The sequence below is a fragment of the Rosenbergiella nectarea genome (genome assembly GCF_900111105.1).
Lineage (GTDB): Bacteria > Pseudomonadota > Gammaproteobacteria > Enterobacterales > Enterobacteriaceae > Rosenbergiella > Rosenbergiella nectarea.
In genome coordinates, this window is record NZ_FOGC01000004.1 from 86,468 (window position 1) to 109,544 (window position 23,077).

Consider the following 23,077-nt stretch of genomic DNA (forward strand, 5'->3'; position numbering starts at 1 on the left):
CGTAGCATGAGCACGGCCTTATTTTTGTGATCATGCTAGTAATTATGGAAGCGTTTACACTGAATATTAAAGGCTATAAGGCGATTATATGTCTAGAAAATAATATTATGTGTAATCGGTTACATCTTAGTTCGAAGATACTGTCATCGCGTTAAGTAGAGTATGGGGTAGGCGTGTGGGGTTAAGGGCAATGTAACCTTAAAGGTTCCCCAACGTGAAATAGGGGGATTATTGAACGGTAGGTTAAGGAGACGGTAAGGATCTGGCGGGGCTTATAGATATCCTCTATGAGGTATCAGCGTAGTAGCTGTCAAAACCAGGACTGTCTCTTTGAACGTGTCGAATTCATGGCTCCCTTAGCCTATCACTTTCATCGTCTAAGAATACCGTCAGCAATTATTTCAGTGATAGAACCCACTGCCTGAACAGTGGGTAACGTCAATCTAAAGACTATCCTGTAAAGTATCATAACCCCCGCGCCCATTTGCGACAAAGCGCAAACGGTGAGTGATACAGCGCGGGGCATCTTCTGCATGATGAGAAACAAAGAGTAGCTGTGTGGTACCTTGGTCGATCAGCATCGAGACAAATTGTTTGATCAGCTGACGATTGAGCGCATCCAATCCTTGCAAAGGCTCATCAAGAATAAGTAATTGAGGATGTTTCACCAAGGCCCGTACAATCAGCACTAACCGTTGTTGGCCCCACGATAGGTCATGGAAGGGGAGGTGTGCCTGGTCAGCGGCGATCCCGATCAACGCGAGCCATTGATCAGCGAGTGCCTGTTGGCGGTCGCCTGGAACTTGGTAGAGGCCAATGGAATCGAAATAGCCAGAGAGGACAACGGTACGGACTGAGGCGCTGACGCGGTACTCAAGGTGTAAGCTGCTGCTGACATATCCAATATGCTTCTTAATATCCCACAAGGTCTCACCACTGCCTCGACGAATGCCGAATAGCGTCAGATCGTTGCTGTAGCCCTGTGGGTGGTCGCCAGTCACTAAGCTGAGTAACGTCGATTTCCCCGCACCGTTAGGTCCCGTGATCTGCCAATGTTCTCCAGGATTCACTTGCCAGGTGAGGTTATTGATGATCACATTATCATCCCATGAGACACGGCCAGACACTAAGCGTATTAATGGCGTAGAAGAGGGCTGCGCTGGAACGGTAACAGGCGTGTCGCGCTCAGGAAGTTGTATGGCTGACAACTGCTCGAGATGGTGAAGTTGTGCCACGACATTATCCGCTAACACTTGCTCACGCGCTGCTAAAGGCTGTAAGTCGCCTTCAATCAGTAACCCGACTCGGTCAACAAATGGCGGGATATCTTCGAAGCGATTAATCACGAAAACCAACGTAAGCCCCTGTTGCTGTAACGCTAGCAAGAGCTGTTGCAGGGCGGCACGCGATTCGACATCCAGCCCATCGAAAGGCTCATCGAGAATTAAGAGATCCGGTTCGCCCATTAAGGCTTGGCACAATAATGTCTTACGCGTTTCCCCCGTCGACAGTACTTTAAACGGGCGATTAAGCAGTGATGTGATACCAAAGCGCTCGGCTAAAGCTTCGCAGCGTGCGCTATCTTGGTGAGCTTCTTGAATAACATCCCGCGTGAGTTTTCCATCACTATTCTCCCCCTCGCTAAACAGATCGCTATTATTGCGTTGCCACTCTTGGTTGACAAATGCGGAAAGCTGTTCGAAGGAAAGTCGCGTCGGTGAGGTAAAGTGATTTTCGAAGGTTCCCTTAGCCTTAGGGAGTTCCCCTTGTAACGCTAAAGCGAGTGAAGATTTACCACTGCCATTGGTGCCCACTAGAGCGATACTCTCGCCGGCTGTTAAATGGAGCGTGTCAATATGCAACGACCAGTGTTCCCCTCGATGAAACGTACATTGCGAAATATGCAATATTTTCATATTTTGTTCCGTATTGTGCATTTACCTTAGTTTTAGCGGCCCGCTCCGGCCTTGTCAATCCTTGCTTGGTAGGGGCTTAACAGAATAAAGGCACAAAAAGCGGTATCCACGCTGCTCGAGTCTCGTTAAAATAAGGGTTTTAGACGCCGAAGGGATAAGACTATGCTGGAACTGCTGAAAAGTTTGCTGATGGCGATCATCATGGTACCTGTACTGATGGCCGTTATTTTGGGTTTAATTTGGGGATTGGGTGAGCTATTCAACCTAATTTCTGGAACGAAAAACGAAAAAAACTCAGCCTGATGTGTCGCCTATGCCTGTTCGGCATAGGCAGAATTCTTATAGAAGCCTCGACTCAATAAATTGCGCGATAGATGGCGCATCGTTACTCCCTATCACCACCTGACAGCGATCCTTAATTTCCTGTTTCGCTTCTTGCATCGCTACCCCAATTCCCGCACGCTCTAACATACTTAAGTCGTTATTGTTATCGCCAAAGGCGACGACTTGATCCATCGAGAGCTGTTGTGCGCTCACCCATTCTGCAAGTCTCTTACCCTTACTGTTACCGCGTTTAGCAATATCAATCTGATCTGTCCATGACCACTCACATACCACCTGTGCGGCAGCTTCCACACGGTCTGCAAAGCTGTGTAATTGCGCCAAGTCAGCGTGGGCTAATGCAAATTTCCATAAGGGTTCACCACTTTCTATCACCGATCTAAGGTCATTAACTTGACGAAATACCGGGCGTAATTCTGCCGGATACTGTTCCGCCCAAGCCTGCATACGGATGACATGTGCGGTGGGTTGCTCGTAATACATGGCATCACCCGCATACAGTAACCCCTTGATTTTCGCTTGGCGCAGAGCCTCGATCACAATCTCAGTATCTTCAGCGGGAAGCGGGTCACTATTAATTACCGAACGTTTTTGGTAATCATAAGAGTAGGTGCCATTACAACAAATGGCGGGATCTGTTAGTGCTAAGGCCTGATAAATGGGATGAATTGCGCTATGGTGGCGACCTGTCACAATTAATACTCGATAGCCCGCCGCTTTTGCACGGGTTAGGGCTTCAATCGACTCTGGAAGTACCTGTTTCTGACTGGTTAAGAGGGTTCCATCTAAATCTACTGCGATTACTCGATAATCCATAATAGCGTCACCTAATTGTATGATGTCTAAAAAAAGTCTACACCCGAATCGAGCGAAGCAGCAAATCCCGCACAAAATCACTGTTACAATTATAGAATTGGTGCAAACTAGATCTAACAAACGTTAAGGAGAGCGCATGAAACAAGTTATTTATACTGCTAGCCCAGAAAGTGAAGAGATCCATGTATGGCAACTGTCTGAACAGGGAGAGCTGTCGTTACTGCAAACGGTTAACGCACCTGGCCAACCGCAGCCGTTAGCCATTAACCCTCGCCAGCAAGTTTTATATGCGGGCGTAAAGCCTGACTTCCGTGTGGCGGCGTGGAAAATCGGCGCAACGGGGTCACTGACTTGGTTAGATGAAGCGGCGCTGCCGGGGAGTGCGACCTATCTTGCTACGGATCGCGAGGGAGAGGCTCTGTATATTGGCTATTACCATGATGGCTTCGTCAGTTATGGTAAGCTCGGCGCTGAAGGTCAACCTACCTCACCTTCCCAAGTCTTGAAAGGGTTAGACGGTTGTCACTCCGCCAATATCAACTTAGCCAATAACCAGCTTTACGTGCCCGCGTTAAAACAAGACCGTATTTGTGTATATCCTTTGCGTGAAGACAAAAGTTTAGATGACGCTAACGCTACGCAAATCGAGTCTGCGGCAGGGGCTGGCCCGCGCCATATGGCTTTCCATCCCCAAGGCCAGTTTGCCTACACTATCAATGAACTCGACAGTACGGTTATGGTGATCGCCTTAGGTCAAGGCAATGACAAGGTCGTGCAGACACTGCCGACTCAACCTGATGATTTCACGGGCACGCCATGGGCGGCGGATATTCATCTCACGCCGGATGGTAAGTTCCTTTATACCTGCGATCGTACCAGTAGTTTACTGACTATCTTCGCTGTCTCTGCGCAAGGTGACTCCTTGACTCTAGTGGGCTTCCACCCGACAGAAACCCAACCACGGGGTTTTACCCTGGATAAAGCAGGGCAGTTCTTAATCGCAACGGGCCAAAAATCTCATCATGTCGCGGTTTACCGTATTGACCAGCAAAGCGGACAGCTGACCGACTTGGGCCGTTATGCGGCAGGTCAGGGACCGATGTGGGCGATTGCCCATACGCCTGCATAAAGCGAAAGGTGCCACCGAGGTGGCACTTTTTTGCAGCAACTGAGTAGAAAGTCAGCCAAGTGTCGACCTATGTTATTCCCCCACCGATTACCGAAATAGTGCGTCCTGCTCTACCGCTGCCGCGATTGCCGCCACTAATTGCGCGAGTTGCTGTTCAGTGATCAGATAGGGGGGCATAAGGTAAATCAGTTTTCCGAAAGGTCTTATCCACACGCCTGCTTCAACGAAGAAAGCTTGAATTTCCGCCATCGAAACTGCGCGGTGACACTCAACTACACCGATAGCGCCTAATACCCGGACATCTTTAACGTTTCTATGATGGATTAACGGACCGAGTCCAGCGTTAAGTTGTTGTTCAATACTGCTTACTTGCTGCTGCCACGCGCCTTCGGCTAAGATTTTTAAACTCTCGGCCGCTACGGCGCAGGCGAGGGGATTCCCCATAAACGTCGGGCCATGCATAAAACAGCCAGCAGGGCTACGGCTAATGCCTTCTGCCACACGATCGGTGGTCAGGGTCGCGGCAAGTGTCATCGTGCCACCTGTTAGGCCTTTACCTACACAAAGGATATCTGGCGAGATATGAGCGTGTTCGCAGGCGAACATCTTACCTGTTCGCCCGAAGCCAGTGGCAATTTCATCGGCAATTAACAGTACATCGTACTGATCACAGAGTTCCCGTACTCGCTTAAGGAGTTGAGGATGATAGAAGCGCATCCCTCCGGCTCCTTGCACAATAGGCTCCAAAATCACAGCGGCTAAAGTATGATGATGTTCGGTAAAGGCGGCCCGGAGCGCATCCGCTTCACTTTCCTCCCATGCCTGGCCAAACGCACACTGCGGAACAGGGACAAATAGGTGCTCGGGTAAGTAACCCTGCCAAAGTGAGTGCATCGAGTTTTCGGGATCACACACCGACATCGCCGCATAGGTATCGCCATGATAGCCGCCGCGTAGCGTTAAAAATTTTTGCTTGTTCTGCGATGTCCCACTCCAGTATTGCACCGCCATTTTCATTGCCACTTCGACCGCGACCGATCCCGAATCGGCTAAAAAGACTTTAGTTAGCCCAGTCGGCACAATCGCCAATAATTCACGCCCAAGTTCCACCGCTGGGCGATGGGTCAAGCCGCCGAACATGACGTGAGACATCTTGGTAATTTGATCCGTCATCGCGCGATTCAATCGCGGGTGATTATAACCGTGAATCGCGGCCCACCACGAAGACATCCCCTCCACTAACTCTTGACCCTCTTCTAAGGTAATACAGCAGCCTTGGGCAGAGGCGACGGGGTAACAAGGAAGAGGATTAAGCATTGAGGTATAGGGATGCCAAAGGTGATAACGATCGAATTCACTATCTTTTGTCGGGAACATAATTGTTGTAAACTATTTTCGATAAATTTAGTTTACAAGTATAACCACAATAACCGGATGTTTAAAGTTATGGAGCAAGCCATGTCACAACGTTGGACTCGTCAGCAAGTTACTGAACTGTTTGAGATGCCATTTTTAGAGCTAATGTTTAAGGCCCAGCAGATCCACCGTGAAAATTTTGACCCTGCCAAAGTACAAGTCAGCACCTTACTCTCCATCAAAACGGGCGCGTGCCCAGAGGATTGCAAATATTGCCCGCAGAGCGCGCGCTATAAAACCGGTTTAGAATCTGAAAAATTAATGGAAGTCGAAGAAGTGTTGACTTCTGCACGGAAAGCCAAGGCGGCGGGCTCGGGGCGTTTTTGTATGGGTGCAGCGTGGAAAAATCCCCATGCGCGTGATATGCCTTATCTCAAGAAAATGGTCGAAGGCGTCAAGTCGATGGGCTTAGAAACCTGTATGACGCTTGGGACGCTCTCTCCTGATCAGGCCGATGAGTTAGCCACCGCAGGATTAGATTATTACAACCATAACTTAGACACCTCGCCTGAGTTTTACGGCAACATCATTACCACGCGTAGTTATCAAGAACGTCTAGATACGCTGTCGCATGTTCGGGGGGCGGGAATTAAGGTCTGTTCGGGTGGGATTGTTGGATTAGGGGAAACGATTGATGATCGCGCGGGACTCTTGATGCAATTAGCGAATCTTCCTACGCCACCAGAAAGCGTGCCCGTTAATATGTTAGTGAAAGTAAAAGGGACACCACTGGCCGATAACGACGATGTCGATCCCTTCGATTTTATCCGCACCATTGCCGTAGCACGGGTATTAATGCCGAGTTCGTATGTGCGTCTTTCTGCGGGCCGCGAACAGATGAGTGAACAAACCCAGGCGATGTGTTTTATGGCGGGTGCCAACTCAATTTTCTATGGCTGTAAATTGCTAACCACTGAAAACCCTGAGGAAGACAGCGACGTGCAACTCTTCCGTAAGCTTGGGTTGAAACCTGCGCATGCGCACACTGAACTTGGGGTGGAATCTGAGTCTGAAATGCTTCATCAGCAGATCACCAATGCGGATACGTCACTCTTTTATAACGCGGCTGTCTAATGTCTTGGCAACAACGCATCGAACAAACCTTACACCATCGCCAGCAGCAAGGATTGCTGCGGCGGCGGTTAGCCGTCAGCGTCTCCCCGCATGCCAGCTTAGCTCTGGGCGAGCAACACTTCACACATTTTTCCAGTAATGACTATCTAGGATTAAGTCATCACCCTGCGGTGATTGATGCGTGGTGTAAAGGGGCGCAAAAATGGGGGACGGGGGCGGGCGCATCGGGACATGTGACAGGTTATTCACCTTGCCATCAACTTCTTGAGCAGACATTGGCCGAGTGGTTAGGATTTCCTCGAGCCATATTGTTAAGCTCTGGATTTGCCGCTAACCAAGCCTTAATTTTTGCCCTCGCTGAGTCCAGTGACACGCTTATCGCCGATAAATTAATGCATGCCTCGTTACAGGAAGCGGCGACGCTATCCCCAGCCCGTTATCGCCGTTTCCCTCACAACTCGTTAGACGGCCTTGCGCGGCAATTAGGGGCGACCGAGACAAAGAACCGTCTGGTGATCACCGAGGGCGTCTTCAGTATGGATGGTGACCAAGCTCCCTTAGCCGCCATCAGTGAAATGTGTCGTGAACACCAAGCATGGTTAATGGTCGATGATGCACATGGAGTGGGAGTGCTTGGCGATGAGGGGCGAGGAAGCTGTGCGCAGCAGCAAATTAAACCGGATATATTGGTCGTCACCTTTGGTAAAGCCCTCGGTGTGAGCGGTGCGGCAATACTCTGTTCAAACGCTGTGGCCGAATACTTGGAACAATCCGCTCGTCATCTGATTTACAGCACGGCATTACCTGCGGCTCAAGCCGAGGCCGTCTTAACCAGTATTGATATTGTCCGCCAGCAACCGGAATATCGGTTAAAACTGGCCCAAAATATCAGCGATTTCAGGACCCTGTGTTTGCAGCAGGGGATTGCGCTGACCGATTCCCTGACGGCGATTCAACCGGTGATTATTGGCGATAATCATCGAGCGCTGGCCGTTGCCCAAAGCCTGCAGTCTGCTGGATACTGGGTACAGGCGATCCGCCCGCCGACGGTACCCGTAGGCAGCGCTCGATTAAGAATCACCCTGAGTGCTGCGCACAGTACAGAGCAGATCATTGGTTTGGTTGAGGCCTTGCATCATGCCCTCTAATACCGTTAGCCAAATCGATAAAAAGGCGCTTGCGCAGGCATTTAGTCGTGCAGCCAAACAGTATGATCACTTCGCTGCGTTCCAACGCACAGTCGGTGAGCAACTGATGGCACATTGCGACTGGCATAAGCCGGGTGTAGTGGTTGACGCCGGGGCGGGTTCAGGCTGGTTTAGTCGTTATTTTCGCGAACAAGGGCACTGCGTGACGGCCTTTGATCTGTCCAGCGGCATGCTACAGCACGCAGCCCAGCAGCACTCGGCTGACTACTATGTTCGTGGCGATCTGGAGGCTTTTCCCTTTCATCCGCAAAGTATTGATTACTTATGGAGTAACCTCGCGCTTCAGTGGTGCAGTGACTTCCATCATACCGTGCAGCAGTTTCAACGCTCGCTCACGTCGCACGGTAAACTCGCTGTCTCGACCTTAGCGGCAGGTTCCCTACCGGAAATTGAACAGGTCTGGCAGCGAATGGGGCGCTCGGCACCGATCAATCGCTGGTCCAGTGCCGAATCACTGCTCTCCACCGCGGAGTCTCTTGGCCTAACTGCCTGGCAGGCCCCTGTCGTCTGCCATTTTCCGTCCCCCCTCGATGCACTCTGGTCGTTGAAAGGTATCGGTGCTTCACACTTGCATGCTGGCCGCCAATCCGGACTGGGAGGACGTGAATTTTTCCACCAACTGGCCGACCATTGGCCGCGAGATGAACACGGTTTTCGTCTCACCTATCAAATCGTTTTTGGAGTCACTCGATGAGTCACACTTATTTCTTAACCGGAACGGATACGGATGTTGGCAAAACCCTCGTGTCGGCGGCATTACTTCAAGCCGCGGGGCGTTCTGGCTATACCACTGCTGGCTATAAACCTGTCGCATCAGGCTCAGAGTGGACAGTAGAAGGGTTACGCAATCGTGATGCATTGATTTTACAGCGCTATAGTAATGTTAATTTACCCTATGCTTCGGTCAACCCCTTAACCTTCGAACAACCGACCTCTCCGCATATTGCGAGTCAACGCGAGGGCCAACCCATTAGTTTCCCACTGCTCGATGCGGGCCTCGCGGCATTACAAGCTCTGGCGGATTGGGTGCTGGTTGAAGGAGCAGGGGGCTGGTTTACCCCGTTATCGGCACAGCAACACTATGGTGAATGGGTAAGTGCGCAGCAACTACCGGTTATCTTGGTGGTGGGAATGAAGTTGGGTTGTATCAACCATGCGTTGTTAACGCAAGCGGCTATCCAGCAAGCTGGGCTCACCCTAGCAGGCTGGGTGGCCAATAGCCTTAGTCCTGAGCCGCACGAGTATGCGGCCTATTGTGCCTACTTGACTGACCAGATTAGCGCGCCGTTACTGGGCGAAATCCCCTTCCTTAGCGATGCTAACCAATTGGATAATATTGGACACTATCTTACATTACCCTAGTCGGTGACGACCCATTACTCCACTTCTCCGAGCCGCTGAAGCGCATTAAATCGGCGGCCGTCCCCGACATGACACTGCGACCATGATGGAGCAAGGTGAACTTATCGGCGACCCGCGTCACAAAAGCTAAATTGTTGTCCATCAATAACACGCTGATATTATAGTCCTTAGTTAGTGCGGCAATTATCGCGACTAGGTGATCAGCCTCGCTAGCGGTTAATCCTTCCGAAGGCTCGTCCAGTAAAATTAATTTCGGATGAGTGATCACCGCTCGCGCCAGCGCCAACTGGTATTGTAATCCTTTTGCCAAAACCCCGCTGCGTTGATGGCGCTTGCTGAGCAAGATTGGAAAAAGCTCACTGATTAACCTAGGCAAGGTGACAGGTAAGCTTCTAGGATGGCCCGCTTTCAGCGCAATCAATAAATTTTCCTCCACACTGAGTTGTGAAAAAATCGGACTACCTTGTGGAACATAAGTAATGCCTAATTGCGAGCGGTGCTGGCTAGGAAGCGAGATCAAACTACAAGGTAGCGTATTTTTCGGCTGCCAAGTCATCTCGCCACTCATGATGGGAAGGAACCCCAAAATACAATGGAAAAGCGTTGTTTTACCGGTGCCTTGCTGTCCGACAATGGCTGAGCAACTATTTTGACTCACTTCAAGATTGATATCCCAGAGCGTATGGTGGTCGTCGTAGGCTTGATTAATCTCTCTAAGTTGAAGCATGGTGTTATCCCCCAATCCATTAGCACGCTATGTAATAAAGTTGTTAAGCAAAAAGCGCGCCAGCTTTTGCGACGCTAGGCATCACTAGGGAGAGACGCGGGGGTGGGGTATCGCGTGAAAAGATGAGCTTATTTGGTGCATAACGACTCATAAAACGGCAATTATTTATCGCGACAAGTATTGACTTTAACCATTTAGTTAAGCCTTCTAAAACGATTCTGCGCGTTTTCTAACGAAGTAAAAAAGTGCCATGATTTAAAAAAAATTTTTTTTATTCGTTTGTCATCTTTCTGAAAAATTATACACAGCCCACGGTGACTGGCCTGCCAGCAGTTATCCACCATTCCTGTGGATAACCATGTGTATTACCCTCTGAAAACTGATGCTAGCCGATGAATGATGCGGGTTGGCATTGGAGTGGTTGTAAACTACACTTATTTTTATATAAATTCAAAATCAATACGTTACGCAAAAGCAATAGCATAAGCGATAGCCCACAAGGCGCGCCGAGAACTTTTCGACTAATGCTTGACAAAAATAAATTATCGGCGGCAGACGGTGGATAACCTAAAAAAAAGGTTGACTGGCTGACTTTTATTCAGCGCCTGGCCCTTTTGGCGATGTTAGTGCTGCTGAGCTGGATATCTATCCAGTAAATCTGTACTTCTTAGCGCTAAGGAGTAAAATCACCCCTCATCCTGATACTGACTAACCGGAACCAATGATTATGAGTAAAGTGTTTACCTTACACTCGGAATTTAAGCCTTCTGGTGATCAGCCTGAAGCGATTAAAAAATTAGAGGAAGGGTTAGACGATGGTCTAGCCCATCAAACCTTACTTGGCGTAACCGGTTCAGGGAAGACCTTTACTATCGCTAACGTTATTGCCGATTCTAACCGTCCGACCATGATTATGGCACCGAATAAGACGCTGGCCGCGCAACTTTACGGTGAGATGAAGGCCTTTTTTCCCGAAAATGCCGTCGAGTATTTCGTGTCTTACTACGATTACTATCAGCCGGAAGCCTATGTCCCAAGTTCCGACACCTTTATTGAAAAAGATGCCTCGGTGAATGAACACATCGAGCAGATGCGTCTCTCAGCCACCAAAGCATTGCTCGAGCGTAAGGATGTCATCGTCGTGGCATCAGTCTCTGCCATCTATGGGCTAGGCGACCCCGATGCCTACTTAAAAATGATGCTGCATCTCACTCGTGGCATGATTATCGACCAGCGCAGTATTTTACGCCGACTGTCAGAGCTGCAGTACGCGCGAAATGACCAAGCCTTTCAGCGTGCAACGTTTCGAGTGCGGGGGGATGTGATTGATATTTTCCCAGCGGAATCGGACGATTTAGCGCTGCGCGTGGAACTCTTTGATGAAGAGGTCGAGAAACTCTCGCTCTTTGACCCGTTAACGGGGCAAATTGAGCAATCTGTCGCCCGCTTCACTATTTATCCCAAAACACACTATGTCACGCCACGTGAGCGGATTTTGCAAGCGATGGAAGAGATTAAAGTCGAGCTCGCTGATCGTAAAAAAGTTCTTTTAGACAATAACAAGTTGCTTGAAGAGCAGCGCATCACTCAGCGCACACAATTTGATCTCGAAATGATGAACGAATTGGGTTACTGCTCAGGTATTGAAAACTACTCACGCTATTTATCGGGACGTGGTCCAGGTCAGGCTCCGCCAACCTTATTTGACTATCTGCCCGCCGATGGGCTACTGGTGGTGGATGAGTCACACGTGACAATTCCGCAGATTGGAGGGATGTACAAGGGTGACCGAGCACGCAAGGAAAACCTTGTCGAATATGGCTTCCGCCTTCCTTCTGCTCTGGATAACCGTCCGATGAAGTTTGAGGAGTTTGAAGCGCTCGCCCCACAAACGATTTATGTTTCAGCGACCCCAGGCAAATACGAACTAGAAAAATCCGGTGATGAAGTGATCGATCAAGTGGTTCGTCCGACTGGACTGCTGGATCCGATCTTGGAAATTAGGCCGGTGGCGACGCAAGTGGATGACTTATTGTCTGAGATTCGCCAACGCGTCGAAATAAATGAAAGGGTGTTGGTGACCGTATTAACCAAACGCATGGCAGAAGATCTGACCGAATATTTAGAAGAGCATGGTGAGAAAGTCCGCTATCTGCACTCGGATATCGACACGGTCGAACGTATGGAAATTATTCGCGACCTACGTCTTGGTAAGTTTGATGTATTGGTCGGGATCAACTTACTCCGAGAAGGTCTGGATATGCCAGAAGTCTCGCTGGTGGCAATTTTGGATGCGGATAAAGAAGGGTTCCTCCGTTCAGATCGGTCATTGATCCAGACTATCGGAAGGGCCGCTCGAAATGTCAGCGGTAAAGCGATTCTTTATGCGGATAAGATCACGCCATCCATGGCCCGCGCGATTGAAGAGACTGAGCGTCGTCGCGAGAAGCAAGAAGCTTGGAACAAAGAGCACGGTATTACCCCAACCAAATTGAACAAGAAAATCACGGATATTCTTGAGATTGGCGGTGCATCCGGTTCCGGCAAAAAAGCGAGTCCATCGAAAGGTTATATTGAGCTAAAAGCCGCGGAAACGGCGGCGGAATACTCACTAATGACCGCGCCAGAATTACAGAAGAAGATTTCGGAATACGAGCGGACCATGCAGAAACATGCGCAGAACCTCGAATTTGAAGAGGCCGCACGTTTACGTGATGAGCTACATCAACTCCGGGATCTACTGCTTATTGCAATGTAGGGGGCGGGGCGGCCACAGCACGTTACGGACAGCGTGTCGTGCTGCAGGCATCTCAATGCAAGGCCTGGAAGGCATCTTCTAGCGCTCGACGGAGCAGTTGTCGATCATGGCGGTATCCCACATCGCTGGCATCCAGTGGCCGCTGGATGCGTAATCGCTGTGTAACCCCACTGCTATCCGCCGTCAAGCCTAAAATAACGCCGTCTATCACGCGACGGCCAATCTCACTTTCAATCATCGTAAGCTTCTCGGCCACGGAGAGATGTCCCGCCGGGCTCAGTTCAGTCCCTAAATTATCGATAAACAACATCTTTGCCGGGGTACGACGTAACGCTTGGCTGATTTCTTTCACTAAAATAACCGGCATGATGCTGGTATAGAAACTGCCAGGTCCCAAAATAATCAGGTCGGCATCGAGAATAGCCTCGATCGCTTCTCGGGTAGCTTTAACTGGAGCCGAGAGGTCCAAACTACTGGGCCACTCTGTCATGGCATCGATCTCAGTCTCGCCATGAATTAGGGTACCGCGTGCATCGGTCGCGACCAAGTCGACAGGTTGTTCAGACATCGGGATCAAAAAGGCATCGACTTTTAATACATTGCGAATAAGGTTGATGGCCTCAAGCGGGCGAACGCTTAGGCTATCGAGGGCACGTAGCATTAAATTCCCTAAATTATGCCCCGCTAATTCTCCTTGTCCAGAAAAGCGATATTCAAACATCGCTGACGCGACACTAGGCTGAGTAATGAGCTGATTTAAGCAGTTACGCGTGTCTCCCCACGCAATCCCGCCCTCTGAGCGACGTATACGACCCGTCGACCCGCCATTATCGGTCGTGGTGACAATTCCGGTAAGACGGGAACCGAGGGAAGAGAGCGAGGACATCACGCGTCCTAAGCCGTGGCCGCCACCGATGGCAACGACTCTGTCTAGATCTGCTAAGGTACGGTTCATTAGAGGCATCATCCTTAAAGGGTCGATTTTTTTACGGCAAGCACGGGTGCGTATTATCTGCTGTTCTCTACGTATTGCCTATGACAAATTTGAAAAATGTCGAAGAATTGCCGAGCCAAACATGACACCTATTCCTATTCAAGCTAGGATAATGTCATCATTCCTCCGGTTTTTCATTACACTCATCTTGGAGTGGATGAATGTTTTGTTGCATCACCTTTAACGAGGTCCTTATTTGTTACCCTTGACCGATACATTTCAGCGCAAATTTTATTACTTACGACTTTCAATTACGGATGTCTGTAACTTTCGCTGTACGTACTGTTTGCCTGATGGTTATCGGCCGAATAAGGACCGAGATTCATTCTTGTCTGTCGACGAGATAGCCCGGGTGGCACAAGCCTTTGGTCAATTAGGCACGACGAAAATTCGCTTAACGGGCGGCGAACCTTCAATGCGTCGTGATTTTAGCGATATTATCGCTGCCATTCATCAGCAACCTGCGATTAAACAGATTGCCATGACCACTAATGGCTATCGCTTAGCCAAAGAGGCGGCGAACTGGCGAGCGGCGGGGCTAAGTGCGGTAAATGTGAGCCTAGATAGTCTGGATGCGCGTCAATTCCATCAAATCACCGGACAGAATAAATTTACCGAAGTGATGGCTGGAATCGATGCCAGTTTGGAAGCGGGCTTTCCAGTAGTCAAAATAAACGTGGTATTGATGAAACACCTTACCCAACAGCTTCCCGAATTTTTAGATTGGATCAAGCATCGCCCGCTCCAGCTTCGTTTTATCGAGTTAATGGAAACGGGGGAGGGCAACGATTACTTCGCTAAACATCACCTTTCCGGCGAACACCTGCGCCGTCAATTAGTGGATCAAGGCTGGCAATTAGTTGCCCGAGCGCCTGATGCTGGGCCTGCTCAACTCTTTAGTCATCCTGATTATCAAGGGCAAATTGGGTTGATCATGCCTTATGACAAAGATTTTTGTGACAGCTGTAACCGATTACGCGTCTCGGCTATCGGCAAGTTACACCTCTGTTTATTCGGTGAACAGGGGATTGATTTACGCGATTTACTGCACGCTGATGATCAACAACCGTTGCTACAAGCGCGAATTCAGTCGAGCTTGGCAAATAAGAAACAGACACATTTTCTCCACCAAGGGATGACGGGCATGGCACGTAATCTCTCTTACATTGGTGGTTAAGGCGAGGAATTGAAATGGATCATCCACTAGGTAACACAGATTCACTGAATGTTGCTGTGTTAACGATCTCGAACCATCGTACTGAGGAAAATGATCCCTCGGGCGACTACCTGCAACAGGCAGTCGAGCTAGCCGGACATCACGTCGTACAGCGGACAATTTGCCCTGATAACCGCTATACGATCCGGGCCATCGTGTCACAAGCGATTGCTAGCCAGGATATTCAAGTGGTGTTAATCAATGGCGGAACCGGGTTCCACGAACAAAATTCGACACCCGAAGCGATAGTGCCGTTATTCGATAAAGCGATCACCGGGTTTGGTGAACTGTTTAGAATGTTATCTTTTGAGCAGATCCAGCAGGCAACGTTGCAATCTCGTGCTGTTGCGGGGCTGGCCAATAACACGGTGATTTTCGCCTTTCCCGGATCCACCTCGGCATGTCATTTGGCATGGGAACAGATTATCGATGCACAATTAGATCGTCACACTAAGCCCTGTAATTTCGTCTCACAACTCAAGAAAGTCGATAAATGAATCAGTTATCTCACCTCAATCACGCGGGCGAGGCGAATATGGTGGATGTCAGCGATAAAGCCGTGACATTACGCCAAGCCCGTGCCGAAGCTTATCTCCAATTAAATGAGCACACTCTACGGTTAATCACCGAAGGAAAACACCCCAAAGGGGATGTCTTTGCCGTTGCGCGGATCGCCGGGATCCAAGCGGCGAAAAAGACGTGGGATCTGATCCCGCTGTGCCATCCTTTAATGCTGAGTAAAGTGGAAGTGGTGTTGACGCCGCTACGCGATCCCTGTCGTATTCATATTCAAACACTCTGCCGTTTAAGCGGGCAAACAGGCGTGGAGATGGAGGCGCTGACGGCAGCGTCGGTTGCGGCATTGACCTTATATGACATGTGTAAGGCGGTGCAGAAAGATATGGTGATTGAGTGCATTCGTCTGGTGGAAAAACAGGGCGGGAAATCCGGTGATTATCAGGGTAGATGGCATGATTAAAGTGCTTTTTTTTGCGCAAACGCGTGAGCTGGTGGAGTGTGAAAAGCTGGTGCTGCCGGCCGATTTTAATAATGTTGAACAACTCCGATCCGCCCTCGTACAGCGTGGTAAACGCTGGCGGTTGGCACTGGCTGATGGGCGATTGCTGGTCGCCGTAAACCAGGAAATTTGCGACTTTTCACAGCCTTTACAGTCAGGTGATGAAGTGGCTTTTTTCCCACCCGTCACAGGGGGATAATCATGCATGCTCTGACCCGTATCCAGGTCACCCCAGCTCCTTTCTGCGTAGACCATGAGTACCGGCTTGCTGCCAGCCATCATCAAGATGGCGCTATCGTCTTTTTCGTGGGCAAAGTGCGTGATATGAATCAAGGGCACGCGGTGAATCAGCTGACCTTAGAGCACTACCCAGGAATGACAGAACGGGTGTTATATGGTTTGGCGGATCAAGCTAGAGCGCGCTTTGCGGTGAACAATATCACTATTATTCATCGCGTGGGGACTTTCTCATTGGGAGAAGAGATCGTATTGGTGATTGTGAGCGCCATTCACCGGCATGCTGCTTTTATGGCAACAGAATTCATTATGGATTTATTGAAAAGCCAAGCGCCATTTTGGAAGCGGGAAGTCACAGAAGAGGGTGCAAGGTGGTTATCTCCCACGCTACAAGACAGTACTGCGCCAGAAAAATGGATGAATAAGGAGTAATGAGAGTGACTCGACCAACAGTTCTAAAAATGACGACGTTGGGTATCATGGCACTACTTCTGGCGAGTTGTGCGTCAGAGAAACCTAAAGCCCCTGCACGGCCCAAAGTCGCGGTAACCACCCAAGTTAAGCAGTTGCTGCCGAGTTATGTCTCGAATAAAACTCAGTGGTCAGAAGATATCTACCAAGCATTTTTACATCAACAGATCGATCCCAATGTTAGTAATCTGTGTGCAGTCATTGCTGTCGCGGGACAAGAGACGACTTTCAATGCCGAAGCGCCGGTAAAAGGGCTACCGCAGATTGCTTGGCAGGAGATTTATCGTCGAGCCGGCTCGCTGCATATTCCTGAATTCGTGGTGCGCACCGCGTTGAAAATTCCTTCGACCAATGGCAAAAGCTATACTGAGCGGTTAGATACTGTGCGCAGTGAGCGCGAACTGAGTGATATTTTTGACGATTTAATCGATTCCGTTCCCTTAGGCCAACGACTATTTGGTCGATTCAATCCCATCCATACTGGCGGACCGATGCAGGTCAGTATCGCTTTTGCCGAACAGCACGCAGAGAACTATCCTTACAAGGTAGAAAAGAGTATCCGTAAAGAAGTGCTCACGCAGCGCGGCGGGATATACTTTGGTACGCTTCATCTGCTTGGCTATCCAACCCATTATTCGGTGCCTTTATACCGTTTTGCTGACTATAATGCAGGGTGGTACGCGAGTCGTAATGCCGCCTTCCAAGCGGCAGTCTCCTATTTAAGCGGACAAAAATTGGCTTTAGATGGCGATTTACTTCAATATCAGAACGATGCTCCGAGTCGGACCGAGTTGGCGATTAGGTCAATTCGCTCTACACTGCAGCTGAGTGACTCAGCGATTCATCAACAATTGTCACAAGGTGAATCACTGGAATTTGAACAAAGCCAACTTTGGAAAAAAGTCTTTTCTGCTGCCGACAAAAAGCGGGGGCAGGCTTGGCCACACGAGCGGTTACCAGGGATCACGTTAGAAAGTCCCAAAATTTCTCGTAATTTGACTACTGCGTGGTTTGCACAACGCGTCAATCAACGTTATCAACACTGTTTACTTCAAGCTAGGGAGGAGTAATGGAAAATTATCAACGTCCTTCATCGTTAGGACACACCTCGTCGGGCAGTCGCGTGCAAGCGTACATGACCCAAGTTTATGGTTGGATGACCACTGGCTTATTATTAACAGCTTTCGTGAGCTGGTTTGCCGCAAGAACGCCTGCGGTAATGGAAGCGATCTTCTCCAGCCGTATTACCTTCTTCGGGTTAATCATTGCGCAACTCGCCGTGGTATTCGTGCTTTCAGGCATGGTACATAAAATGAGCGCGGCACTGGCCACTGGCCTCTTCATGCTGTACTCGGTGCTGACCGGACTCACCATGGCCAGTATTTTTCTCGCCTTTACGTATTCGTCGATTGCCAGCACCTTTGTGGTAACGGCGGCGATGTTTGGTGCGATGACGGTCTATGGCGCGGTGACCAAGCGCGACCTGAGTAAATTGGGAAGTTTACTGTTTATGGCGTTAATCGGCATATTGATCGCCTCTCTGGTCAATTATTGGCTTAAAAGCACCGCATTAATGTGGGCGATTACTTACATCGGCGTTGTGGTTTTTGTTGGCTTAACGGCCTACGATACCCAAAAACTTCGTCAATTAGGCGAGAATATCGATGCTTCGGATAAAGCGAATTTTCGTCGCTACAGTATCGTCGGTGCACTCACGCTGTATTTAGATTTCATTAACCTTTTCATGATGTTACTAAGAATTTTTGGTGACAGACGATAGGGAAACAGCAGAAGATCGTGAAAAGAGGGGATTTACCCCTCTTTTTTTTGCGCAAAAAAACACCAGAAATATCCTAAGTTACAAATAGGGTAAATGGGCTGTCTAGCTCAAGCCATTGTTTTTTAGATTAATTTAATTACCGAGATCGGTAATTGATTGATTTTTAATCGCTGCGGGGCGTTTTGATACATTCTTCTGATAAATTTTAATTTTCGGCTTTATTGCAGTATTTTCTGCTGATTAAATTGCGGGTTTAAAACAAAATATGATATTTCTCCTAACTTGTGGCAAACTGAGCGCGTCTTCTTAGAGAATTATCCGAAGAAACGTCGGTCTTATCACAATTGCAGCATAGAGTTGTAGTCAGCCGAGTTATTTCGATTACTCTCGAAGGACATTTACTGGCGTTAAGGTGTTTTGCTTTACCGCGAGTATTACTAGGAGATAACTATGAAATGGTCTAACCGTGTTCAGATTGTCACTGGGCAAACGTGTTTTCATATTGCGATGCACTTAACCATCGTAGCTTCATTAATTTGGGGTTTTAAACACAAGTTGTTAGTTGAAGTCAGTGCCGGATTGGTCGCAAGTTATGTCGTTTTGCTGGTTGCTATGCTAATTACGCAAAACGTCTCGCGCTTACGCGCAGTGGGAGATTATTTAGAAGAAGCCTCTACCACCTATTATTTTGGTGCGGCGATGTTGTCACTCTTCTTATTCTCTCGCGTATTGCACAATCCGCTACTGATTTGTGGAGTAGGTGTGGCGATGCTTATCGGGCCCGCACTTTTCTCATTGTTCGCCAAAGGTCCTGGTCAACGAGTCGAGAAAAAACGCAGCTAATACCTTCAAGGCCAGTCATTCGACTGGCCTTTTTAACATCCTCGCAGTCCTGCGCAAAGTCTGATACACTCCTTCGCACTTATCGCATTGTAGTTTGCGTTGATCTCTCTCAAATTAGTGACACTGTCCCCCCTGAAAACTGCACCGTGAAAAGACGGTCAGGGCGTCTCTGGAGCAATACCCCATGACTTTCGATTCACTCGGTTTACATGCCGAGATTTTGCGTGCTGTTAACGAACAGGGCTATACCACCCCTACGCCTATCCAACAACAAGCTATCCCTATCGTGTTGGCGGGTGATGACTTATTAGCCAGCGCGCAAACTGGTACCGGTAAAACCGCGGGCTTCACCCTGCCACTGTTACACCGCCTTGCCGCGACTGAGAAGCCCATTAATGGGCGCAGGCCGGTACGAGCATTAATTTTAACGCCTACCCGGGAACTGGCTGCACAGGTCGGCGAGAACGTTCAAAGCTACAGTCGTTATCTTAAATTACGTTCGATGGTGGTATTTGGCGGCGTGAGCATTAACCCGCAAATGATGAAATTACGCGGCGGTGTCGATGTATTGGTTGCCACACCGGGGCGTTTACTCGATTTAGTGCATCAGAATGCCGTGCAATTGTCGAATATCGAAATCTTAGTGTTGGATGAAGCCGATCGTATGTTAGATATGGGCTTTATCCATGATATCCGTCGTATCTTGGCTAAATTACCGACTCGTCGTCAAAATTTACTGTTCTCTGCGACCTTCTCTGACGAGATCAAAGCACTGGCTGAAAAATTATTAGACCGCCCTAAATTAGTGGAAGTGGCTCGCCGTAACACGGCCTCCGAGCAAGTTTCTCAGCAGGTGCATTTTGTTGATAAAAAACGTAAGCGGGAATTGTTGTCTTATTTGATTGGTAAAGAAAATTGGCAGCAGGTTTTGGTCTTCACCCGGACCAAACACGGCGCTAACCATCTTGCGGAGCAGCTCAATAAAGATGGGATCACGGCAGCCGCGATTCACGGTAATAAAAGCCAAGGTGCGCGAACACGTGCCCTGGAGCACTTTAAGACCGGTGAAGTGCGCGTATTAGTCGCGACAGATATTGCGGCACGCGGCATCGATATTGAAGAACTGCCTCACGTCGTAAACTACGAGCTACCGAATGTGGCGGAAGACTATGTTCACCGTATCGGCCGTACAGGACGTGCAGCAGCCAGTGGTTCAGCACTCTCACTGGTGTGTGTCGATGAGCACAAGTTACTGCGTGACATCGAAAAACTGCTGAAAAAAGAGATTCCACGTTTGGCTATACCCGGTTACGAGCCGGATCCTTCGATTAAAGCTGAGCCGATTCAAAACGGACGCCAAGGCGGCCGCGGTGCCGCCCGTGGTGGACGTTCTGACCACAGTGCTTCGCGCGGTCAGGGGCGTCCTCAAGGAGAAAATGCCTCACGTCCTCGCACGCGTAATAGCTCTGCCACGTCGACTAAGCCTGCCGCTAAGAAACCGCAGGGCAATCGCTAGTCCCATGCGTGTGTTATTAGCACCAATGGAAGGTGTGCTGGATGCCTTAGTCAGGGAACTCCTGACTAAGGTCAACGACTACGATCTCTGCGTCACAGAATTTTTGAGAGTCGTTGACCAGTTATTACCCAAAAAATCCTTTTATCGCTTGTGCCCAGAATTAGCGGATCAAAGTCGAACGCCGACAGGAACACTTGTTAGGGTCCAATTGCTGGGTCAACACCCGCAGTGGTTAGCTGAAAATGCGCATCGCGCGGTGGAGCTGGGATCTTGGGGAGTCGATCTTAACTGTGGTTGTCCTTCCAAAACAGTTAATGGCAGTGGCGGCGGGGCATCGTTATTAAAAGATCCGCAACTCATCTACCATGCGGCGAAAGCGATGCGTCAGGCAGTCCCTTCTTCCCTTCCCGTCACCGTGAAAGTCCGTTTAGGATGGGATTCCCTCGATCACAGTGTTGAGATTGCCGATGCGGTAGAGCAGGCCGGCGCGACGGAGATTGTCGTCCATGGCCGAACTAAACAAGATGGCTACCGTGCTGAGGCGATGAATTGGTCGGCGATAGCCGCAATTCGTGAGCGGCTGACGATTCCCGTGATTGCGAATGGTGAAATTTGGGATTGGGCTTCAGCACAAGCGTGTCTGGCCACCACAGGTTGCAATGATCTGATGGTCGGAAGAGGGGCGCTGCATATTCCTAATCTTAGTAAGATGATTAAATACAATCATCCGGCGATGCCGTGGCCAGAAGTGGTGGCGTTGTTAGAGGATTATTGTCATCTTGAAAAACAGGGTGATACTGGAATGTATCATGTTGCGCGGATCAAACAATGGTTAGGCTATCTGCGAAAATCGTACCCTCAGGCTGACGAACTGTTCAGTCAGATCCGGCCGATGACGCACTCCTCCGTAATTGCTCAAGCCATTAACAAAGAGTTAATAAAATTAACCTAATACCAACCTTGTAAAGCAACCTCTACTCACTGATATGCTATGCTGAGGTTATCCCTCTTTTTATCCTGGTATGCGTATGCCTCAGCACAGTGAACCGACGCGTGGTCAACTCAATAAGCGTATTTTGTCGGTGATGATATTTACCTTCTTTTGCTATCTCTCGGTAGGCCTACCTTTGGCCGTACTACCTGGTTTCGTTCATCACCAATTAGGGTACTCGCCCTTCATCGCCGGACTGATCATTAGTCTACAATATTTCTCGACATTAATGAGTCGCCCACACAGTGGCCGACTGGCTGATCGCTTTGGGCCGAAAAAAGTGGTGATGTTGGGGATGGTACTCTGTGGGCTGAGCGGGGGGATGACGGTGATAGCAGGCTTATCTGCCAGCCACCCAATCAGTAGTTTACTGCTGCTTGCATTGGGTCGACTCTGCTTAGGCATTGGTGAAAGTTTTAGTAGTACAGGGGCAACATTATGGGGGATGAACTTGGTTGGATCAGTCCATACCGCACGGGTTATTTCATGGAATGGCGTGGCGACTTACTTTGCGATGGCTGTCGGGGCACCATTTGGCGTGGCGCTTAACCAATGGTTTGGGATCAGTGGCTTTGCGGGGCTGATTACGCTAATGGGCGTAGTGGGTTTTGTGCTGGCCCGTAACAAAGCCAGTATCACACTCTCGCTCAGCGCACCACATTTACCTTTTCGCCAAGTGTTAGGGTTGGTCAGCCCTTATGGAGTAGGCTTAGCTTTAGGCACGCTCGGGTTCGGTGTGATCGCGACCTTTATCACCCTCTACTTCTCCAGTCGTGGATGGCAGGGTGCAGCCACGACATTAAGCCTCTATAGCTTAGGTTTTGTGTTATCGCGTTTTCTCTTTAGTAATATGATCACACGTTTCGGGGGGCTAGCCGTATCTCTTGGGTGTCTACTCACTGAGGCCGTCGGTTTGTTTATGCTCTGGCAGGCAGAAACCGTATTATGGGCCGATATTGGGGCATTGCTGACCGGCGCAGGCTTTTCATTGGTCTTTCCCGCATTGGGCGTCGAAGCGGTTCGGCAGGTTAGCGAGCAGAGTAAAGGGTCGGCACTGGGCACCTATTCAGCATTCTTGGATTTAGCATTGGGCTTAACTGGACCTGTGGCGGGATTACTGATGAACCAAAGTGGGATACGGTCAATATACTTGGCAGCAGCCGTTATGGTCTGTTTAGGGGCGTTACTGGTGGGAACATTACTGGTCAGGAGTCGCCGACCAACAGTAAGCTAAGGTGGCCACAACTTAGGTTGTGGCCTTAG

The 23,077-nt window shown here is 49.3% G+C and carries 23 protein-coding genes; 18 read left to right on the top strand and 5 right to left on the bottom strand.

Annotated elements, in window-relative coordinates; translation table 11 throughout:
* Positions 1–443: 443 nt before the first annotated feature.
* A complete protein-coding gene (gene modF, locus BMX14_RS06515) occupies positions 444–1,916 on the bottom strand; it encodes a molybdate ABC transporter ATP-binding protein ModF (protein WP_092674473.1) in 1,473 nt (490 codons plus the stop codon).
* A gap of 162 nt (positions 1,917–2,078) precedes the next feature.
* Between modF and BMX14_RS06520 the strand changes: the two genes are divergently transcribed.
* The gene (locus BMX14_RS06520; RefSeq protein ID WP_048911819.1) at positions 2,079–2,219 is read left to right on the top strand and encodes an AcrZ family multidrug efflux pump-associated protein; all 141 of its coding nucleotides are present in this window, start codon (positions 2,079–2,081) and stop codon (positions 2,217–2,219) included.
* A 36-nt stretch (positions 2,220–2,255) separates the two neighbouring features.
* Here BMX14_RS06520 and BMX14_RS06525 read toward each other — a convergent pair whose 3' ends face one another.
* On the bottom strand, positions 2,256–3,074 hold the full coding sequence (locus BMX14_RS06525) for a pyridoxal phosphatase (protein ID WP_092674475.1): 819 nt from the start codon (positions 3,072–3,074) through the stop codon (positions 2,256–2,258).
* Positions 3,075–3,210: 136 nt separating this feature from the next.
* Here BMX14_RS06525 and pgl point away from each other — a divergent pair, with 136 nt between their 5' ends.
* On the top strand, positions 3,211–4,203 hold the full coding sequence (pgl, locus tag BMX14_RS06530) for a 6-phosphogluconolactonase (RefSeq protein ID WP_092674479.1): 993 nt from the start codon (positions 3,211–3,213) through the stop codon (positions 4,201–4,203).
* A gap of 87 nt (positions 4,204–4,290) precedes the next feature.
* On the opposite strand, the gene bioA is transcribed toward pgl, so the two are convergent.
* Complete coding sequence (bioA, locus tag BMX14_RS06535; protein WP_092674481.1) at positions 4,291–5,580, bottom strand: adenosylmethionine--8-amino-7-oxononanoate transaminase; 1,290 nt, start codon at positions 5,578–5,580, stop codon at positions 4,291–4,293.
* Between the two features lie 81 nt (positions 5,581–5,661).
* Between bioA and bioB the strand changes: the two genes are divergently transcribed.
* The 4 genes from bioB to bioD are packed head-to-tail and all read left to right on the top strand — an operon-like array spanning position 5,662 to position 9,263.
* Positions 5,662–6,693, top strand: a complete 1,032-nt coding sequence (gene bioB / locus BMX14_RS06540) for a biotin synthase BioB (RefSeq protein ID WP_092674484.1) — start codon at positions 5,662–5,664, stop codon at positions 6,691–6,693.
* The gene (gene bioF / locus BMX14_RS06545; RefSeq protein WP_092674487.1) at positions 6,693–7,841 is read left to right on the top strand and encodes an 8-amino-7-oxononanoate synthase; all 1,149 of its coding nucleotides are present in this window, start codon (positions 6,693–6,695) and stop codon (positions 7,839–7,841) included. The genes bioB and bioF overlap by 1 nt, the downstream gene beginning before the upstream one ends.
* Entirely contained in the window at positions 7,831–8,595 is a 765-nt protein-coding gene (locus BMX14_RS06550) for a methyltransferase domain-containing protein (protein ID WP_092674489.1), read from the top strand. The genes bioF and BMX14_RS06550 overlap by 11 nt, the downstream gene beginning before the upstream one ends.
* Positions 8,592–9,263 carry a dethiobiotin synthase gene (gene bioD, locus BMX14_RS06555; RefSeq protein WP_092674491.1) on the top strand — a complete coding sequence of 224 codons (672 nt, stop codon included), beginning with the start codon at positions 8,592–8,594 and terminating at the stop codon, positions 9,261–9,263. The genes BMX14_RS06550 and bioD overlap by 4 nt, the downstream gene beginning before the upstream one ends.
* Here the strand turns inward: bioD and BMX14_RS06560 are convergent.
* Positions 9,250–9,990: an ABC transporter ATP-binding protein gene (locus BMX14_RS06560; protein ID WP_092674494.1), complete on the bottom strand. Its 741-nt coding sequence runs from the start codon at positions 9,988–9,990 to the stop codon at positions 9,250–9,252. The two genes, bioD and BMX14_RS06560, sit on opposite strands and share 14 nt — an antisense overlap.
* A 727-nt stretch (positions 9,991–10,717) precedes the next feature.
* On the opposite strand from BMX14_RS06560, the gene uvrB reads away from it, so the two are divergent.
* The gene (uvrB, locus tag BMX14_RS06565; RefSeq protein ID WP_092674496.1) at positions 10,718–12,748 is read left to right on the top strand and encodes an excinuclease ABC subunit UvrB; all 2,031 of its coding nucleotides are present in this window, start codon (positions 10,718–10,720) and stop codon (positions 12,746–12,748) included.
* A 52-nt stretch (positions 12,749–12,800) separates the two neighbouring features.
* Here the strand turns inward: uvrB and yvcK are convergent, their stop codons facing one another.
* The gene (gene yvcK / locus BMX14_RS06570; protein ID WP_230527364.1) at positions 12,801–13,712 is read right to left on the bottom strand and encodes a uridine diphosphate-N-acetylglucosamine-binding protein YvcK; all 912 of its coding nucleotides are present in this window, start codon (positions 13,710–13,712) and stop codon (positions 12,801–12,803) included.
* A gap of 226 nt (positions 13,713–13,938) precedes the next feature.
* Here yvcK and moaA point away from each other — a divergent pair, with 226 nt between their 5' ends.
* From moaA to BMX14_RS06625, 11 genes are all read left to right on the top strand, one after another.
* Entirely contained in the window at positions 13,939–14,919 is a 981-nt protein-coding gene (gene moaA, locus BMX14_RS06575; RefSeq protein ID WP_092674501.1) for a GTP 3',8-cyclase MoaA, read from the top strand.
* Positions 14,920–14,933: 14 nt separating this feature from the next.
* Positions 14,934–15,455: a molybdenum cofactor biosynthesis protein B gene (gene moaB / locus BMX14_RS06580; RefSeq protein WP_092674504.1), complete on the top strand. Its 522-nt coding sequence runs from the start codon at positions 14,934–14,936 to the stop codon at positions 15,453–15,455.
* Complete coding sequence (gene moaC, locus BMX14_RS06585) at positions 15,452–15,937, top strand: cyclic pyranopterin monophosphate synthase MoaC (RefSeq protein ID WP_092674507.1); 486 nt, start codon at positions 15,452–15,454, stop codon at positions 15,935–15,937. The genes moaB and moaC overlap by 4 nt, the downstream gene beginning before the upstream one ends.
* The gene (moaD, locus tag BMX14_RS06590) at positions 15,930–16,175 is read left to right on the top strand and encodes a molybdopterin synthase sulfur carrier subunit (RefSeq protein WP_092674509.1); all 246 of its coding nucleotides are present in this window, start codon (positions 15,930–15,932) and stop codon (positions 16,173–16,175) included. Before moaC ends, moaD begins: the two co-directional genes overlap by 8 nt.
* Positions 16,176–16,177: 2 nt before the next feature.
* Positions 16,178–16,645: a molybdopterin synthase catalytic subunit MoaE gene (moaE, locus tag BMX14_RS06595; RefSeq protein ID WP_092674511.1), complete on the top strand. Its 468-nt coding sequence runs from the start codon at positions 16,178–16,180 to the stop codon at positions 16,643–16,645.
* Between the two features lie 5 nt (positions 16,646–16,650).
* Positions 16,651–17,754 carry a DUF1615 domain-containing protein gene (locus tag BMX14_RS06600; RefSeq protein ID WP_092674788.1) on the top strand — a complete coding sequence of 368 codons (1,104 nt, stop codon included), beginning with the start codon at positions 16,651–16,653 and terminating at the stop codon, positions 17,752–17,754.
* Positions 17,754–18,464 (top strand): Bax inhibitor-1/YccA family protein, encoded by a 711-nt coding sequence (locus tag BMX14_RS06605; protein WP_168174403.1) that lies wholly within the window; start codon positions 17,754–17,756, stop codon positions 18,462–18,464. Before BMX14_RS06600 ends, BMX14_RS06605 begins: the two co-directional genes overlap by 1 nt.
* Positions 18,465–18,914: 450 nt before the next feature.
* Positions 18,915–19,307, top strand: a complete 393-nt coding sequence (locus BMX14_RS06610) for a YbhQ family protein (RefSeq protein ID WP_092674514.1) — start codon at positions 18,915–18,917, stop codon at positions 19,305–19,307.
* A 184-nt stretch (positions 19,308–19,491) separates the two neighbouring features.
* Complete coding sequence (gene rhlE, locus BMX14_RS06615; RefSeq protein ID WP_092674516.1) at positions 19,492–20,823, top strand: ATP-dependent RNA helicase RhlE; 1,332 nt, start codon at positions 19,492–19,494, stop codon at positions 20,821–20,823.
* 4 nt (positions 20,824–20,827) lie between these two features.
* The gene (dusC, locus tag BMX14_RS06620; RefSeq protein ID WP_092674519.1) at positions 20,828–21,775 is read left to right on the top strand and encodes a tRNA dihydrouridine(16) synthase DusC; all 948 of its coding nucleotides are present in this window, start codon (positions 20,828–20,830) and stop codon (positions 21,773–21,775) included.
* A gap of 76 nt (positions 21,776–21,851) precedes the next feature.
* The gene (locus tag BMX14_RS06625; protein ID WP_092674522.1) at positions 21,852–23,048 is read left to right on the top strand and encodes an MFS transporter; all 1,197 of its coding nucleotides are present in this window, start codon (positions 21,852–21,854) and stop codon (positions 23,046–23,048) included.
* Positions 23,049–23,077 lie beyond the last annotated feature (29 nt).

Coding starts and splice junctions, on each gene's coding strand:
- modF (WP_092674473.1), bottom strand. CDS start 1,916: ATGAAAATATTGCATATTTCGCAATGTACGTTTCATCGAGGGGAACAC.
- BMX14_RS06520 (WP_048911819.1), top strand. CDS start 2,079: ATGCTGGAACTGCTGAAAAGTTTGCTGATGGCGATCATCATGGTACCT.
- BMX14_RS06525 (WP_092674475.1), bottom strand. CDS start 3,074: ATGGATTATCGAGTAATCGCAGTAGATTTAGATGGAACCCTCTTAACC.
- pgl (WP_092674479.1), top strand. CDS start 3,211: ATGAAACAAGTTATTTATACTGCTAGCCCAGAAAGTGAAGAGATCCAT.
- bioA (WP_092674481.1), bottom strand. CDS start 5,580: ATGTTCCCGACAAAAGATAGTGAATTCGATCGTTATCACCTTTGGCAT.
- bioB (WP_092674484.1), top strand. CDS start 5,662: ATGTCACAACGTTGGACTCGTCAGCAAGTTACTGAACTGTTTGAGATG.
- bioF (WP_092674487.1), top strand. CDS start 6,693: ATGTCTTGGCAACAACGCATCGAACAAACCTTACACCATCGCCAGCAG.
- BMX14_RS06550 (WP_092674489.1), top strand. CDS start 7,831: ATGCCCTCTAATACCGTTAGCCAAATCGATAAAAAGGCGCTTGCGCAG.
- bioD (WP_092674491.1), top strand. CDS start 8,592: ATGAGTCACACTTATTTCTTAACCGGAACGGATACGGATGTTGGCAAA.
- BMX14_RS06560 (WP_092674494.1), bottom strand. CDS start 9,990: ATGCTTCAACTTAGAGAGATTAATCAAGCCTACGACGACCACCATACG.
- uvrB (WP_092674496.1), top strand. CDS start 10,718: ATGAGTAAAGTGTTTACCTTACACTCGGAATTTAAGCCTTCTGGTGAT.
- yvcK (WP_230527364.1), bottom strand. CDS start 13,712: ATGCCTCTAATGAACCGTACCTTAGCAGATCTAGACAGAGTCGTTGCC.
- moaB (WP_092674504.1), top strand. CDS start 14,934: ATGGATCATCCACTAGGTAACACAGATTCACTGAATGTTGCTGTGTTA.
- moaC (WP_092674507.1), top strand. CDS start 15,452: ATGAATCAGTTATCTCACCTCAATCACGCGGGCGAGGCGAATATGGTG.
- moaD (WP_092674509.1), top strand. CDS start 15,930: ATGATTAAAGTGCTTTTTTTTGCGCAAACGCGTGAGCTGGTGGAGTGT.
- moaE (WP_092674511.1), top strand. CDS start 16,178: ATGCATGCTCTGACCCGTATCCAGGTCACCCCAGCTCCTTTCTGCGTA.
- BMX14_RS06605 (WP_168174403.1), top strand. CDS start 17,754: ATGGAAAATTATCAACGTCCTTCATCGTTAGGACACACCTCGTCGGGC.
- BMX14_RS06610 (WP_092674514.1), top strand. CDS start 18,915: ATGAAATGGTCTAACCGTGTTCAGATTGTCACTGGGCAAACGTGTTTT.
- rhlE (WP_092674516.1), top strand. CDS start 19,492: ATGACTTTCGATTCACTCGGTTTACATGCCGAGATTTTGCGTGCTGTT.
- dusC (WP_092674519.1), top strand. CDS start 20,828: ATGCGTGTGTTATTAGCACCAATGGAAGGTGTGCTGGATGCCTTAGTC.
- BMX14_RS06625 (WP_092674522.1), top strand. CDS start 21,852: ATGCCTCAGCACAGTGAACCGACGCGTGGTCAACTCAATAAGCGTATT.